Here is a 14,065-nt window from a genome sequence, read left to right on the forward strand (position 1 = left end):
GCTCCTGGTGATTGCCCTGAGTGTTATTACGCGATGGCCGGCGCTTTGCGCTCTATGTCCATCCATGCCCGGACGCTGTCGCGATCCCACTGGCGACGTACATACCCCGCGAGCCGTGCAGGCACCGGATCGCCGTTGGCAACCAGTCGGTTGAGCATGATTGCCAGGTCGGTGTCGGCAATGCTCCAGTCGCCGAACAGATGCTCCGCCCCCTCTTCCAGCAAATGGTCGGCGACGAAGAACAAGCGCTCGACGGCGGCCTGGGCATCGTCGGACAGCGCGGTGTTTTTCTTGCCGAAGTACACCAGGTCAAACGGGCGCTCCTTGCGCACCACCAGCAAGTCACTGCGCAACCAGGCTTGCAGTTGACGGGCACGGGCGCGCTGCTGGAGGTCCTGCGGATAGAGTTTTTTATGCCCGGGGGAGAGTTCATCGAGGTATTCGGCAATCGCCGATGATTCCGACAAGGCAAAATCGTCGTGGACCAGCGTTGGAATCTTGCAGGTCAGCGAAAGATCACGATAACTCGCCAGATAGTTTTCGCGTGACTTTAGATCAACAGTAACAAGTTCAAATGAACGTTGCTTTTCCTTGAGCGCCACAAAAGCCGACATCGCAAAAGCGCTGACATAGTCGGCGCCAACATACAGTTTTAGCTTCCTGTTTTCCATAGAACACTCCATTGACCAACTGCAGGGTTTGACGTGCATTGGAAGTGATCGTAGTTAGTTGAATCAAGGCTGGATAGATACAGAATTTGCCCGTTTCAATCGATACAGAAAGTTGTTTTCCACCGACAGACACGCAGTTAAAACCCCGGTAACAACGCTGCAAAAAGCGATACCGGGGCAGATCTGAAAAACAAAAAAAGGGAGCCGACGAAGGTGGGCTCCCTGGGTTGATTCGCTGGGAAATTACGCCTGGGTGGTAATCAGGCCATGGCTGTCGGCGAAGTTCGAAAGCAGTGCCATTTGCGGCATGTTGCTCATGTTCAGCATCGCCAGTGGCTCGTGTTTGCTAGTGTTGACGAAGCCGTGTCTGGTCCACGCCGGTACCAGCAACACGTCGCCATTGCTGACGTTGACCCCGTCGGCATCGCCGAGGGTCAACACGCCACTGCCACACTGGATGACAAACAGGTGCCACCAGGAATGGGCATGCCCGTTGAGCGTCACACCCGGGTTCAGCCATTGCATGGCGATCGCCATGCCAGGCGTCACTTCACAACCCTCAATGCTCTTGTCGTGAGCCAATGCGACAATATCAACGTCACTGGCTTCAAGGGCCTCGCGCATACCCGCCAGTTCAGTGCCTTTCCATACCTTGGGAACTGGCGTTCGATGGTACAGGCTTTGACGAAAGTCCTTATATGAAAAAAACGCACCTTGAAAGTTATCCATTCGCACGTCCTTTTTTTTCCCCACACTTTAGCGCTAAACATTAAGTTAAGGGTTCAGCACTGTAAAGTCGGGAAACAACTTACAAAACCGATGGGCGCAAGGCGGCGATCATGTCCACTTCTATCGCGGCATTCTTGGGTAACTGATAAACACCCACTGTAGTGCGCGTATGTTTACCGGCATCGCCCAGCACATGGCTGAACACATCCGAGGCGCCGTTGGCCACTTCGCTCAAATCGACAAAGTCCGCCGTGGACTTCACATAGACCGTTACCCGGATCAATGACTTGATCTTGTCCAGCGAGCCAATCGCATCGACGATCAACGCCAACCCGCGCATCGCGCTGATGCTGGCCGCCGCTTGGGCATCGGCCATGCTGAGGTCCAGCCCGACACGGCCGGGGTAATGGATCTTGCCGTTCATGCGCGGCACCAGGCCGCTGATGTACAGCTCATCGTGATGACGGATCAGCGGTGCGTAATGCCCACCCGCGGTGTTTTCGCCGTAGATGTCATAACCAAACTCTTTGGCCAGGGCGATGAAGCGTTCATCGCAGGTCATGTGCTGGATCATTGATCGAACCCTCTTGATCAGTAATGCAAAAAACGGGGACTTGCGGGCTCAACACACGGCGCGGGTGGCCGGTGCCAGGCAAGTCACCTCAATGCGTGACTCAATCGCTTCGGCCAGACGCAACAGGTCGTTGCTCAGTTGCCCGTAGTGTTCGTTGAACAGCACGATGTGGCCGATGAATGAGAAGTTGTCCTTGATCTGCGCGCTGACCGAGTCACCGACACGCTTGGCGTACTGGCCTTCCACCAGGTCGATACGCAGGGCGCGGGCCAGGGCCTCGATGTCAGGCGTCGAGCGCAGGATGCCGCCGGATGGCGCCCTCAGCAGTCGAATGCCGCAGTAGCCGCGGGCCACTGGCTCATGCTGTTCGGTCTGGCCTTCCACCGCCCAGCGCACCCAGCGCTCCCACGGATCGAAATCGACGAAGGCGCGTTTGGCCAGGTCCCAGATGTGCATGCCGCCAGGCCGCATGTTGGTTTCCACGGCCGAGGTCAGGTTATCGCTGCGCAGGAACACTTCGTTGTGCCAGGCGCCGTTGTCCCGAGACACCAGGCCCGCCATATGCCGACCGGCCGCCATCAAAAGTGCCTGTACCTCAGCCGCAAGCGGTGCGGGCACGACTTGCTGGATCTCTGCGCGATAAGCGCCTTCGGTGGTGGTTTTTTCAGTCACCCAGGTGCTGCCCGCCACGCAGTCCCAGCTGTATTCGCGGGCGTTCTGCACCAACTCTTCAAGAACGATGCCGCCTTCGCGGTAAGGCTTCAGGGCGAGCCAGGCGTCATCGCATTCCGAAGGGTGATGGATCACGCGACAACCCCGGCTCGCGCCTTCACAGGCCGGCTTGACGAAGGCCTTGCCACCCAGTTCGACGACGCGCTGGCGCAGTTCCGACAGGCTTTCGACCCGCACGGAAAACACCGCTCGGTATTCTCCAGGGGAGGTGCTGGCCGCCGCTTCGAGCTGGCGGAAAATCTGCTTGTCCACGCCCGCCCGCGCTTCGCCCGGGGTAATGCCCGGCAGGCCGAAATGGCTGGCCAGCGCCGCACCGAGCAGCACCCCGCGATCGGAGAACGGCAGTACGCCGATCAGCTTCCAGCTGTCGGCATTCAGGCACCCCACCACCAGTTCAAGGGACGCCGCCACATCTTCCTCTGCCAGTGAGGTACTGCAGACGTGATCGGCCACCTGATCGTCATGGGGCTGAATTTTCTCGACCAGCAGGATGAGCCTGGCGTTGTAGAGCGACTTGCACAGCTCGCGCAGCTTCTGGATGTCGTGAACCCGATTGCCGTTGTAACCGACCACTACTACGCATGAAGTCGTATTCATAATGCCCCCGACCTGCAAAGTGAAAACCGCAACGGCGATGACTCAGTCATGCAGCGACGCATTGGATTTACGGTTGAGCCAATACCAGGCCAGGATCCCTGCGGCACCGATGGCGGCCAGCACCAGCGCGTTGTACGGCGCCGGCACCACCCGCATGATCAACACGGTCAGCCCGGCCCCCACTCCCAGGGACACTTCCTTGACGAACATGTTGTTTTGCTTGACCGAGAAGTAATCCAGGTAGCTGAAGGCGCATTCGGCGATGGACAGCAGCGCCACCCAGACCAGCGCCCCGGCGAGGGTTTCGACATGGAACGCGGCGGGCGAAGACAGCACCGCAAAGCCGCCGACGATGATCCCGATCACCGCCACGACCTTGAAGCGCCCGGTGCGCTCAATCAGCTTCATCACCGGCACCTGGGCGAACACCACTACGGCGCTGTTGAGGATCAGCATCAAGCCGTACCAGGCCGGCAGCTCGCCGGTCTTGAGCAGGATCGCCTGTGGCAGGATCGAGAACACCCCGAACAGCTTGATGCCCATGATGATGCCGGCGATCACCCAGGGCAGTTTGTTGCCCCAGTTGCTTCCGGTTTGACTGGCCGGGCGGGCGACCACCGGTTCGGTGGTGAAGGTCGCGCCGAGGGCGATCGGCAGGCACAGCAACACGAACGCCGCCGCACCGAGGAAAAACATCGTCGGCGTAAGCAGCGGCGACAGCAGGATCAAACCGGCCACCAGGCTGCCCATGTTCATGGCTACGCGGTTGTAGGCCGCGCCTTCCTTGGTCTGGGCCGCTTCGCTCTTGATCAGGTAACCGGCAATGGCAATGCCGTAGGCAAACAGTGCGGCGGCAAACATCACCATGCCTTGATGGCTGGTCAGCGCCAGCAGCACCAGGCCAAGGCCGGCACACAGCAGCGTGACGCTCAGGGAACGGCGGCCAAGCACCAGTAAAGTCAGGGGCAACAGCAGCAACAAGGCGCGATATCCAAGGGCCAGGATGCTGTTGGTGGCCGTGTCGAGCCAGACGTTGGCCTTGCCCAGCACCGCGAACAGCGAGACAGCGGTGATGATCCGGATCGTGAATAGCCGCAGGTTGATGACCGGTTTGGCTACCGCGACCGTTGTTTCGACACTCATGCAGCACCTCAGGAACCGGGTGAACGCCCGCCAACAAAGGCCGACCTTCAGAAAAGTCTGTAAGGGCATGGTAGAGAGAGAGACTTGTCCTGATCAGGGCAAGTTCGTATAGAATCCAACGAACTTTACTGCCGGAGAGACCAGTAAAATGCAGGTTCAACGCGCAGTCATTGCCGCCATTGAATTCCAGCCCGGCGCGCCGCTGGTGCAGCAGATCGTCGATCAGTTGACTCAGGCGATCAGCACCGGTGGCCTGCCCCACGGCGCCAAGCTGCCGCCGATTCGCGAACTCTCCGACTTGATGAACGTGGGCAAATCCACGGTGGTCGATGCCCTGGACCGCATGCGAGCCAAGGGGCTGGTGGTGTCTCGCCAGGGCTCCGGGCATTACGTGCATCGCTCCGAAGCGGCACTGAAAAGCGGCACCGGCCCGGACCTGCAACCCCAGGACACCCTCAGCGTGATTCGTCGCGCCTTGCTGCTGGACAACGGCACGCTGCGTCCCGGCTGCGGTTTTCTGCCGACCTCGTGGCTACCCGCCGAAGAATTGCAGAAAGCCGTGCGCAGCACCTTGCGTGCGACGTCGTTGCGCATGGGCGAGTACGGCGTAGCCGGCGGTTACTTGCCGTTGCGCCAGGCCCTGCGGGTCAAACTGGCGACCTTCGGCATCGAAGCGTCGGTGGACCAGATCATCACCACCGCCAACACCATGCAGGCCATCGACCTGCTGATGCGCCTGCTGGTCAAACCCGGCGACACCGTGCTGCTCGACGATCCCTGCTACTTCAACATGCACGCCAACCTGGCGTTGCATGGGGCCAAAGTCATCACCATCGCCCGGGATTGCGACGGCATGGACCTCGACGCCTTCGAGCAACTGCTGATCGCCCACAAACCCGTGCTGTACATGACCAACAGCACGCTGCATAACCCCACCGGCCACTCGTTCACCCCGGCCCAGGTCTACCGCTTGCTGGAACTGAGCCACCGCCATGGCTTCCACATCGTCGAAGACGATCTGTACTGCGACATCCAGCAACGCCGCACCCCCCGCCTGGCGGCCAGCGGGCTGGACAATGTGAGTTATGTGTCGGGCTTCTCCAAGACCCTGACCGCCAACAGCCGCGTCAGCTATACCGTGCTGTCGCCACAATTGGCGGCACGCATGGTCGCCCTGAAAATGGCCTGCGGCGGGGTGACGTCGGAGCTGGCGGAACAGATCACCTGCACCATGCTCAGCGACGGCAGCTATGCCAAGCATGCGCGGCGCACGGTGGATCGGTTGTATGAATCCAATAGCCGTGTGGCCGGTTGGTTGGCGCAGGCTGGGTGTTCTTTGTCGTCATTGCCAGGCGAAGGCGTGTTTATCTGGGCACGGTTGCCGGAGGGCTTGCACGCCGAGAACCTGGCTCGCCAGGGGCTGGAGAACAATATGGTATTGGCGCCGGGCACCTTGCTGAGCAAAGGACCGGATGCCAGTCAGTTCCTGCGATTCAATGTGGCGCACAGTGACAGCTTGCAGGTGCGGGAGCGGTTTTTTCGGTTGCTTGATAATCCCCAAAAATAGCTGACTGCCTCGACCCTGTGGGGGAGCGGGCTTGCTCCGGGCGGCGATCCAACGAAGGGGCCATCACATTCAAAATTGATATTGCCTGACACGCCGCCATCGCGAGCAGGCTCGCTCCCACAGGGGCCAGCGTCATGCTCGATATCAGCGATGACGCTAGTCCAATGTGGGAGCGAGCCTGCTCGCGATGAGGCCGTCACATCCAGCATCAATGTTGCCTGACACACCGCTATCGCGAGCAGGCTCGCTCCCACAGGGGTTGTGGTATCCAATGAGATCCCCGGCCATCAGATGGCTACGATTGCCGACCTTATCCTTGCCGGCTAACTTTGCCCGGTCGCTGCCAATTCAGCGACCGGGCCTGAGAACCCGGGTAAACTGCACGCGCACTAGCGCCCAAATCACGATTGTTGGCGTTTTTTTATGCCCGCATTTCGTGCAATGGCGGCTGTGCGTGGGAGACCTTCGGGTCTGCCGGGTCGTGCAACCGGTTTCTCAGCCTGCGCATAGCTGCCACCCATTCGCCTGAGAACGAACGTGGCGGCTCTACTTTGATTTCTGGAGTATTGCCAATGCACGCTATTGATCTGTCCGCTTCACCGGTCATCCCACACCACCTGACCAACAGGAGGTGAAGCCCAATGACCAATCCCCAAGACCTCAAAACCATCGGCCTCACCCCGTTCTCCTACCACGCCAACGAACCCCTGTTCCGCATCAACGCCGGTGTCCCGGTAGTCGAAGCCCTCTACCACGCCTCTGACCTGCTCCACCTCGCAAAACTGCTCGCCTCAGACGCAGCCATGGTTCGCGACTCCGACCGACACGCCTGGGCCTCGCATTTCCTGCAGGACATGAGCAAGGCAATCATCGACGACGTGGTGAAGGTGCTCGATGCACCGTGTAACAACCGCGCCTAAATGAAAAAGCCCCGCGTTTCGTTTGAAACGCGGGGCTTTTCAGATATTCGACGATGTGATCAGACGACTGCCAGTCGATCAACCATATCCGGAAACTTCTCAACCAACCTGATCAGCAAGGCGGCCTGAGCATTGGGCTTCGACTTTTCCTGCTCCCAGTTTCTCAGGGTGCTGGGACTGGTTCGAATTCGCTTGGCAAAAACGGCCTGGGACATGTGTAGTTTTTCCCGTAGCGCAACGATTTCTTGCGCCCCCACCTCTGGTGCAGGGATGTCCTCCACTACCGTATTGCGCAACGTAATCTTGCCTTCGCGTTGAGCCGCCATCTCATCAACGCCCTGCATCAACTCTGCAAACAGGTCGCGTTTTTTCATGGGGTACCTCGTTTTTTCAACTCTGTCTCTATGGCTTTCTTGAGCACCTTCTCTTGGTCGGCGGTCAAATTCTCAAGCTCATCTTTGTCATAAATTGCGAACATCCAGAACTGGCCATTATTCATAAGCCAATAATAGATAACCCGCAAGCCACCTCGCCTACCTTTACCTCGGCGTCCATCAGCCCAACGCAGCTTTCGGAAACCGCCCGTTCGAGGCATGACATCACCCGCTTGCGGGTTCAACTGCATGTGCGACTGCAAAGCACGATACTCATCGTCCGTCAGATAATCGCCAACGGTTGTAGTGAAGGATGTGGTTTCGAAGAATACGGTTCGCATCGGCAAACTATAGGCAATTTGCTTATAGTCATGCAACCGACGAATCATCTTCCTGACGAGCAGCCCTTGCGATTTGCCCCAACAAAAAGCCCCGCTCTTCTCTCGAAGGCGGGGCTTTTCTTTACAGCATCCGACGCTTAAGGCGCGTACGTCAGCAGCAACTCGGTCGGCACTTTGAAGTCCAGGGACATCATCACGCTCAACGCGGTAATGGTGAAGATCGAGAACACGAACAGCTTGCGTGCCCAGACCGTGTCATCCACTGCCTTGTAGCCGGTCCAGGCCATGTACAGCCAGTACATGCCCATGGCCGCGGCGACGGCGAGGTAGCTCATGCCGGCGTAGCCGCTGAAGGTCAGCATCAAGGTCGCCACGAGGAAGGCCAGGATGTAGATCAGGATGTGCTTCTTGGCCACCTGGATGCCGCGCTTCACTGGCAGCACCGGAATCGATGCGGCCAGGTAATCGTTGAAGCGGAAGATCGCGATGGCGTAGGAATGCGGCATCTGCCACAGGCTGAACATCACCAGCAGGGTCAGCGCGGCCATGTCGAAGGTGTTGCTGACTGCGACGTAGCCAATCACCGGCGGCATGGCGCCCGACAGACTGCCCACCAGCGTGCCGTGAACCGACTTGCGCTTGAGGTACAGGCTGTAGAAGCCGACGTAGATCACGAAGCCGATCACCGCGAACAAGGCGGCCAACGGGTTGGCCACCTTGTACAACAGCGCAACGCCGGCGACACCCAGGACGGTCGCATAGATCAGGGCCAGTTTCAGGGAGATCAAGCCCTGGACCAGCACGCGGTTCTTGGTGCGTTCCATCTTGATGTCGATGTCGCGGTCGATGCAGTTGTTGAACACGCAACCGGAGGCAACCACCAGGGACGTGCCGATCATGGCGGCCAGGAAGATGGCCAGATCGACATGCCCTTTGGAGGCCAGGAAAAATCCGCCTGCCACAGAAAGCACGTTACCGAAAATGATCCCCGGTTTGGTGATTTGGATAAAGTGCTTGAGGGACATGCGGACTTACCTCACTTCGCCATCATGAACGTGTGGATGCTGAACATGATCCACAGCGACAGGCCAACCAGCAGGACGATCACGATCGCGGCGAAGACAAACGCAATCACGTTGTTTCGCTGGGCGGCCGAACGGTCCAGGTGCAGGAAGTACACCAGGTGCACCAGCACCTGGATGACTGCGAACGCGACGACGATCATCAGGGTGATCGACTTCGGCAGCGTCGGGTACATCACCAGACCGAACGGGATCAGGGTCAGGATCACCGACAGGATGAAACCGATGCCGTAGGACTTGACGCTGCCGTGACCGGCGTCGTGGCTGTCATGGCCATGGCCATTTTGGGAATGAGCTGTGTTAGCCATTTACATAGTCCCCATCAGGTAAACAACGGTGAATACGCAGATCCACACGACGTCCAGGAAGTGCCAGAACAGGCTCAGGCAGCTCAGACGGGTCTTGTTGGTCGCCGTCAGGCCGTTTTTCTGCACCTGATACATCATGATCGCCATCCAGATCAGACCGCTGGTCACGTGCAGACCGTGGGTGCCGACCAGGGTGAAGAACCCGGACAGGAAGCCGGAACGGCTAGGGCCGTAGCCCTCGGAGATCAACACGTGGAACTCGTTGATTTCCATGCCGATGAAGCCGGCACCGAACATGAAGGTCATGGCCAGCCAGCCCAGGACCTGCTTCTTGTTGCCCTTGAAGAACGCCAGCATGGCGAAGCCGTAGGTGATCGAACTGAACAGCAGCAGGGCGGTTTCGCCCAGTACGTATGGCAGTTCGAAGATGTCGTGGCCCGACGGGCCACCCGCTACGTTGTTAACCAGTACCGCGTACGCCGCGAAGATCGACGCAAACAGAATGCAGTCGGTCATCAGGTAGAGCCAGAAACCGAATACGGTCATCTCGCCCGAGTCGTGGTGATGGTCATCATGCCCATGTCCATCGACATGGGTGTGTCCAGCATTGGTCACTAAGTTCGACATGGTTTAAGCCTGTTCCAACGAGGTTTCAACACGGGTGGCGGTGGCCGGGATTTTCCCTGCCGCTACCAGACGCTTGTGCTGCTCGGCTTCGATGCGCTCGATCACGTCGACCGGCACCATATAGCCTTGATCATCACGGGCCGCGTGGATCACGAAGTAGATCACGGTGCCGGCCAGGCTAGCGATTGCCAGCCACCAGATGTGCCAGATCATCGCGAAACCGAACACGGTCAACAGAGCCCCCATGACCACACCGGTGGCGGTGTTGTTTGGCATGTGGATCGGCTGGTACTTGGCCGGGGCCTTGTACGCGGTGCCGTTTTCCTTGGCTTCGGTGAACGGGTCGACGACGTCGGCTTTTGGCAGCACGGCGAAGTTGTAGAACGGAGGTGGCGACGAGGTCGACCATTCCAGGGTGTGTGCATTCCACGGGTCGCCGTGTTCGCACATGTTTTCCGGCTTCTTGCGGTCACGCACGCTGACGTACAGCTGGATCAGCTGGCAAGCGATACCGACAGCAATCATCACCGCACCGAACATGGCGACGTACAGGTACGGCACCCACTCAGGGTTGGTGGTGGCGTTCAGGCGACGGGTCATGCCCATGAAGCCCAGTGCATAGAGCGGCATGAACGCGACGAAGAAGCCGCTGATCCAGAACCAGAACGCAGCCTTGCCCCAGCCTTCGTGCAGCTTGAAGCCGAACGCTTTAGGGAAGTAGAACGCGAAACCTGCGATGTAACCGAATACCGCACCGCCGATGATCACGTTATGGAAGTGCGCGATCACGAACAGGCTGTTGTGCAGAACGAAGTCGGCACCCGGGATGGCCAGCAGTACGCCGGTCATGCCGCCGATGGCGAAGGTCACCATGAAGCCCAGGGTCCACAGCACCTGGCTGGTGAAACGCAGACGGCCCTGGTAGATGGTGAACAGCCAGTTGAACAGCTTTACACCCGTCGGGATGGAAATCAGCATCGTCGCCAGACCGAAGAAGGCGTTGACGCTGGCACCCGAACCCATGGTGAAGAAGTGGTGCAGCCAGACCATGAAGCCCAGGATCGAGATTGCGCCCGATGCGTAGACCATCGAGTGGTGGCCGAACAGTTTCTTGCCGGTGAAGGTCGAGATGACTTCAGAGAAGATACCGAACGCTGGCAGGATCAGGATGTACACCTCAGGGTGACCCCATGCCCAGAACAGGTTCACGTACATCATCGGATTGCCACCAAGTTCGTTGGTGAAAATGTGGAAATCCATGTAACGGTCAAGCGTCAGCAGCGCCAGGGTAGCGGTCAGGATCGGGAACGAAGCCACGATCAGGACGTTGGCCCAGGTGCAGGTCCAGGTGAAGATCGGCATGTCCATCAGCTTCATGCCAGGGGTACGCATTTTCAGCACGGTGGCCAGGAAGTTGACCCCCGTCAGCGTCGTACCCAGGCCCGATAGCTGTAGCGCCCAGATGTAGTAATCCATCCCCACGCCAGGGCTGTATTGCAGGCCCGACAGCGGCGGATAGGCAACCCAGCCGGTCTTGGCGAATTCGCCGACGCCCAGGGACAGGTTGATCAGCACTACGCCGGACACCAGCAGCCAGAAGCTCAGGGAGTTCAGGAACGGGTAGGCAACGTCACGCGCGCCGATCTGCAGCGGCACTGCAAGGTTCATCAGGCCGGTGAAGAATGGCATCGCCATGAAGATGATCATGATCACACCGTGGGCGGTGAAGATCTGGTCATAGTGTTCAGGTGGCAGGTAGCCAGGCGAACCCTCGGTGGCCATGGCCAGCTGGGTACGCATCATGATGGCGTCGGCAAAGCCGCGCAGCAGCATGACCATGGCGACGATGATGTACATCACGCCGATTTTCTTGTGGTCGACCGACGTCAGCCACTCAGTCCACAGGTAGGTCCACTTCTTGAAGTAGGTGATACCCGCGAACAGCGCCAGACCGCCGAGCGCGATCATGGCGATGGTCACCATTACGATCGGCTCGTGGAACGGGACCGCTTCCCAACTTAATTTACCAAACATCGTTTACTCCTCTGCCCCGGCAGCTGAATGCGCGTTCATGTCCATTCCTTGCGTAGCGGCCACTTCTTTCTCTTCTTTCTCGTGCTTCACTTTCGGACCCGGTTTCATGCCTTCGTACTTGTCGACGATGGTCTGGAACAGGTTCGGCGTCACCGAGGAGTAGAGCTCGACTGGGTTGTTCTGGCTCTGCTTGGCAAGGGCTGCGTATTCAGCTTGTTCAAGCTGTTTAGGTGCCTTTTTGACTTCACTTACCCAGGCGTCGAAATCTTCCTGGCTCGTTGCGATCGCTTTGAATTTCATGCCGGTGAAACCCGCGCCGCTGTAGTTGGCGGAGATACCGTCCATTTCAGCGTTTTCGTTGGCGATCAGGTGCAGCTTGGTCTGCATGCCAGCCATCGCGTAGATCTGGCCGCCCAGCGCAGGGATGAAGAACGAGTTCATCACGGCGTCGGAAGTGATCTTGAAGTTGATCGGGGTGTGCGCCGGGAACACGATCTTGTTGACCGTGGCGATGCCTTGTTCCGGGTAGATGAACAGCCACTTCCAGTCCAGCGCAACCACTTCAATGGTGATCGGCTTCACGTCGGATTCCAGCGGCTTGTACGGGTCAAGGGCGTGGGTCGACTTGTAGGTGACATAACCCAGGGCAATGATGATCAGCACCGGAACAGCCCACACCGCGATCTCGATCTTGGTGGAGTGGTTCCATTTCGGGGTGTAGGTGGCGTTGGTGTTGGACGCGCGGTATTTCCAGGCGAACAGGAAGGTCATGACGATGACCGGAACCACGACCAACAGCATCAGCAGCGTTGCGGTGATGATCAGGTTTCGCTCGTCCAGACCGACCTGGCCCTTGGGATTGAGCAAGGTCATGTTGCAGCCTGACAGCAACAACGTGCCGATCAGCGGCAATAAGCCTAGTAGTCTGGGGTACCTGTTTTTACTCATCTCACGACCTCTAAAGCAGCTTGCGCAATGCAGTTGGGTTTTGATCGCCAACACTTCACCCTGCCAAGGGTTGGCATTTTTCTTGGATTGAATAAGGGCATGCCCGTCGTGCGTCAGACGCTGTGCGACAAATCCCGGGCCTGCGGTGAGTTCTTATTCGAATACGTGGTCAAAGGCCTTTTTACAGACCAATTCCATTTGGTGCGGGTAGTTGGAGGCTCCGACACCTGGGCATCGCATGAAGCCACCAGGCCTCTCGACACCCTGTTCCTGCTCACGCCTGGTTAAGATTTGAGCAGTGCCGGGGATTCAGTGCGGGCGATTGTAGATATGTAACGTTTTATAAACCATGTCTCATCCCGAAATAATTTTTATCCGAACCGGCAACAATCATTACCCGTTTTTGCAAAAGCGGCGCATCTTATCGAAATTCATTCTCAACAAAAACACCACAATAAGTAGGTCTTCCACCCACAGTTCAGACAGTATCGGGTCCCTCTTCATCGCCCTTTACCTTGCCCAAGGCCCGATATGACGGGGGCTCCGGCCATTCGCCAGAGCCTGTTAAAACTGCCTGCTCGTGTTCGTAATGGAAAAAACCGCAAGCCTGCAAAACAGCCCAATTTCGTTACGTTTCCATGTACCAATCCGGCTCCCTCGAATGCCCTGCGACACCAACTCTGTGACAACATGTCGCACATGTGTCGCACCCTTGGCTGTCGCACATCACGGTCTTTTTACCCGGCCTCTGAAATGCGCTCTGCAAGACAAAAAAAGCCCCGGTCCTCTCTTCAAGGACCGGGGCTTTTTTGTCCGACAATGCGTGGCGACAGATGATCTCAGCGCAGCGCTTTGCGGTTACGCGACGTCAGCAATGGCACCAGCACCACGATCAGCACGAAGGCGACCAGCGCCCACTGCGCCAGCGACAGCCCGAGGATCGGCGGGTATGGCGTAGAGCAGAAACCATCGACCTGGAAACCCAGCGGAAAGATCTTCGCCAGTGGCAAGTCATCGACAATCGGTTGCAGCACATCGATGCCGCAGCTGACCGCTGGATAGAATTGTGTATAGACGTGATGCCCGGCAACGCCTGCACCTGCCACTGCACAGATCACCACCAGGGTTTCAAACACCGTGATACTGCGACGGCCGCGCATGGCCGCGCCAATGAAGGCAAAGATCGCGATCAGCAGCAACGCGTAACGTTGCAGGATGCACAGCGGGCAAGGCGCCTCGCCCAGAACAATTTGCATGTACAGCGCACCGCCGATCAGCGCCAGGCAAATGATGCCCAGCAATACCAGGTAGCGCCGTTCACGCCCCAACCGCATGGATTCATCGCTCATCGCGTTTCCCTTCAAGATATCGATTGCCCGCCAGTCTACACGCTGGCCCGGACCTTTGAGAGTCTGGAG

16 protein-coding genes are annotated in these 14,065 nt (G+C 58.2%); 3 read left to right on the forward strand and 13 right to left on the reverse strand.

Annotated elements, in window-relative coordinates:
• Positions 1-26: 26 nt before the first annotated feature.
• The 5 genes from yfcF to ACM6J5_RS28015 form a co-directional block, all read right to left on the reverse strand.
• Positions 27-671, reverse strand: a complete 645-nt coding sequence (yfcF, locus tag ACM6J5_RS27995) for a glutathione transferase (protein WP_414929739.1) — start codon at positions 669-671, stop codon at positions 27-29.
• Between the two features lie 243 nt (positions 672-914).
• Complete coding sequence (locus tag ACM6J5_RS28000; RefSeq protein WP_095944472.1) at positions 915-1,400, reverse strand: cupin domain-containing protein; 486 nt, start codon at positions 1,398-1,400, stop codon at positions 915-917.
• Positions 1,401-1,479: 79 nt separating this feature from the next.
• A complete protein-coding gene (locus ACM6J5_RS28005) occupies positions 1,480-1,974 on the reverse strand; it encodes a RidA family protein (RefSeq protein WP_046040191.1) in 495 nt (164 codons plus the stop codon).
• Between the two features lie 48 nt (positions 1,975-2,022).
• Positions 2,023-3,303, reverse strand: a complete 1,281-nt coding sequence (locus ACM6J5_RS28010) for an ATP-grasp domain-containing protein (protein WP_414929740.1) — start codon at positions 3,301-3,303, stop codon at positions 2,023-2,025.
• Between the two features lie 42 nt (positions 3,304-3,345).
• A complete protein-coding gene (locus tag ACM6J5_RS28015) occupies positions 3,346-4,446 on the reverse strand; it encodes a hypothetical protein (protein WP_414929741.1) in 1,101 nt (366 codons plus the stop codon).
• 148 nt (positions 4,447-4,594) lie between these two features.
• Between ACM6J5_RS28015 and ACM6J5_RS28020 the strand changes: the two genes are divergently transcribed.
• Complete coding sequence (locus ACM6J5_RS28020; RefSeq protein WP_414929742.1) at positions 4,595-6,013, forward strand: PLP-dependent aminotransferase family protein; 1,419 nt, start codon at positions 4,595-4,597, stop codon at positions 6,011-6,013.
• A gap of 641 nt (positions 6,014-6,654) precedes the next feature.
• Positions 6,655-6,933, forward strand: coding sequence for a DUF3077 domain-containing protein (locus tag ACM6J5_RS28025; RefSeq protein ID WP_414929743.1), 279 nt, complete (start codon positions 6,655-6,657; stop codon positions 6,931-6,933).
• 59 nt (positions 6,934-6,992) lie between these two features.
• On the opposite strand, the gene ACM6J5_RS28030 is transcribed toward ACM6J5_RS28025, so the two are convergent.
• The 7 genes from ACM6J5_RS28030 to cyoA form a co-directional block, all read right to left on the reverse strand.
• The gene (locus tag ACM6J5_RS28030; RefSeq protein ID WP_007970375.1) at positions 6,993-7,307 is read right to left on the reverse strand and encodes a helix-turn-helix domain-containing protein; all 315 of its coding nucleotides are present in this window, start codon (positions 7,305-7,307) and stop codon (positions 6,993-6,995) included.
• Positions 7,304-7,648 carry a toxin gene (locus ACM6J5_RS28035; RefSeq protein WP_414929822.1) on the reverse strand — a complete coding sequence of 115 codons (345 nt, stop codon included), beginning with the start codon at positions 7,646-7,648 and terminating at the stop codon, positions 7,304-7,306. The genes ACM6J5_RS28030 and ACM6J5_RS28035 overlap by 4 nt, the downstream gene beginning before the upstream one ends.
• A gap of 137 nt (positions 7,649-7,785) precedes the next feature.
• Entirely contained in the window at positions 7,786-8,673 is an 888-nt protein-coding gene (cyoE, locus tag ACM6J5_RS28040; protein WP_008046745.1) for a heme o synthase, read from the reverse strand.
• Between the two features lie 11 nt (positions 8,674-8,684).
• Positions 8,685-9,038, reverse strand: coding sequence for a cytochrome o ubiquinol oxidase subunit IV (cyoD, locus tag ACM6J5_RS28045; RefSeq protein ID WP_095944467.1), 354 nt, complete (start codon positions 9,036-9,038; stop codon positions 8,685-8,687).
• Positions 9,039-9,665: a cytochrome o ubiquinol oxidase subunit III gene (locus tag ACM6J5_RS28050; RefSeq protein ID WP_008046749.1), complete on the reverse strand. Its 627-nt coding sequence runs from the start codon at positions 9,663-9,665 to the stop codon at positions 9,039-9,041.
• 3 nt (positions 9,666-9,668) lie between these two features.
• Positions 9,669-11,699, reverse strand: coding sequence for a cytochrome o ubiquinol oxidase subunit I (gene cyoB / locus ACM6J5_RS28055; RefSeq protein ID WP_095944466.1), 2,031 nt, complete (start codon positions 11,697-11,699; stop codon positions 9,669-9,671).
• A gap of 3 nt (positions 11,700-11,702) precedes the next feature.
• Positions 11,703-12,647 carry a ubiquinol oxidase subunit II gene (gene cyoA / locus ACM6J5_RS28060; RefSeq protein ID WP_150672162.1) on the reverse strand — a complete coding sequence of 315 codons (945 nt, stop codon included), beginning with the start codon at positions 12,645-12,647 and terminating at the stop codon, positions 11,703-11,705.
• Positions 12,648-12,674: 27 nt separating this feature from the next.
• Here cyoA and ACM6J5_RS28065 point away from each other — a divergent pair, with 27 nt between their 5' ends.
• Positions 12,675-12,935, forward strand: a complete 261-nt coding sequence (locus ACM6J5_RS28065; RefSeq protein ID WP_095944464.1) for a hypothetical protein — start codon at positions 12,675-12,677, stop codon at positions 12,933-12,935.
• Positions 12,936-13,486: 551 nt separating this feature from the next.
• Here ACM6J5_RS28065 and ACM6J5_RS28070 read toward each other — a convergent pair.
• On the reverse strand, positions 13,487-13,996 hold the full coding sequence (locus ACM6J5_RS28070) for a disulfide bond formation protein B (RefSeq protein WP_056728475.1): 510 nt from the start codon (positions 13,994-13,996) through the stop codon (positions 13,487-13,489).
• Between the last annotated feature and the right edge of the window lie 69 nt (positions 13,997-14,065).

It is taken from the genome of Pseudomonas sp. IT-P74, assembly GCF_949768175.1.
Classification (GTDB): Bacteria; Pseudomonadota; Gammaproteobacteria; order Pseudomonadales; family Pseudomonadaceae; genus Aquipseudomonas.

What these genes read in the sequence shown, in the direction of transcription:
- yfcF (WP_414929739.1), bottom strand. Translation starts at nt 671, where the DNA reads ATGGAAAACAGGAAGCTAAAACTGTATGTTGGCGCCGACTATGTCAGC.
- ACM6J5_RS28000 (WP_095944472.1), bottom strand. Translation starts at nt 1,400, where the DNA reads ATGGATAACTTTCAAGGTGCGTTTTTTTCATATAAGGACTTTCGTCAA.
- ACM6J5_RS28005 (WP_046040191.1), bottom strand. Translation starts at nt 1,974, where the DNA reads ATGATCCAGCACATGACCTGCGATGAACGCTTCATCGCCCTGGCCAAA.
- ACM6J5_RS28010 (WP_414929740.1), bottom strand. Translation starts at nt 3,303, where the DNA reads ATGAATACGACTTCATGCGTAGTAGTGGTCGGTTACAACGGCAATCGG.
- ACM6J5_RS28015 (WP_414929741.1), bottom strand. Translation starts at nt 4,446, where the DNA reads ATGAGTGTCGAAACAACGGTCGCGGTAGCCAAACCGGTCATCAACCTG.
- ACM6J5_RS28020 (WP_414929742.1), top strand. Translation starts at nt 4,595, where the DNA reads ATGCAGGTTCAACGCGCAGTCATTGCCGCCATTGAATTCCAGCCCGGC.
- ACM6J5_RS28025 (WP_414929743.1), top strand. Translation starts at nt 6,655, where the DNA reads ATGACCAATCCCCAAGACCTCAAAACCATCGGCCTCACCCCGTTCTCC.
- ACM6J5_RS28030 (WP_007970375.1), bottom strand. Translation starts at nt 7,307, where the DNA reads ATGAAAAAACGCGACCTGTTTGCAGAGTTGATGCAGGGCGTTGATGAG.
- ACM6J5_RS28035 (WP_414929822.1), bottom strand. Translation starts at nt 7,648, where the DNA reads ATGCGAACCGTATTCTTCGAAACCACATCCTTCACTACAACCGTTGGC.
- cyoE (WP_008046745.1), bottom strand. Translation starts at nt 8,673, where the DNA reads ATGTCCCTCAAGCACTTTATCCAAATCACCAAACCGGGGATCATTTTC.
- cyoD (WP_095944467.1), bottom strand. Translation starts at nt 9,038, where the DNA reads ATGGCTAACACAGCTCATTCCCAAAATGGCCATGGCCATGACAGCCAC.
- ACM6J5_RS28050 (WP_008046749.1), bottom strand. Translation starts at nt 9,665, where the DNA reads ATGTCGAACTTAGTGACCAATGCTGGACACACCCATGTCGATGGACAT.
- cyoB (WP_095944466.1), bottom strand. Translation starts at nt 11,699, where the DNA reads ATGTTTGGTAAATTAAGTTGGGAAGCGGTCCCGTTCCACGAGCCGATC.
- cyoA (WP_150672162.1), bottom strand. Translation starts at nt 12,647, where the DNA reads ATGAGTAAAAACAGGTACCCCAGACTACTAGGCTTATTGCCGCTGATC.
- ACM6J5_RS28065 (WP_095944464.1), top strand. Translation starts at nt 12,675, where the DNA reads ATGCAGTTGGGTTTTGATCGCCAACACTTCACCCTGCCAAGGGTTGGC.
- ACM6J5_RS28070 (WP_056728475.1), bottom strand. Translation starts at nt 13,996, where the DNA reads ATGAGCGATGAATCCATGCGGTTGGGGCGTGAACGGCGCTACCTGGTA.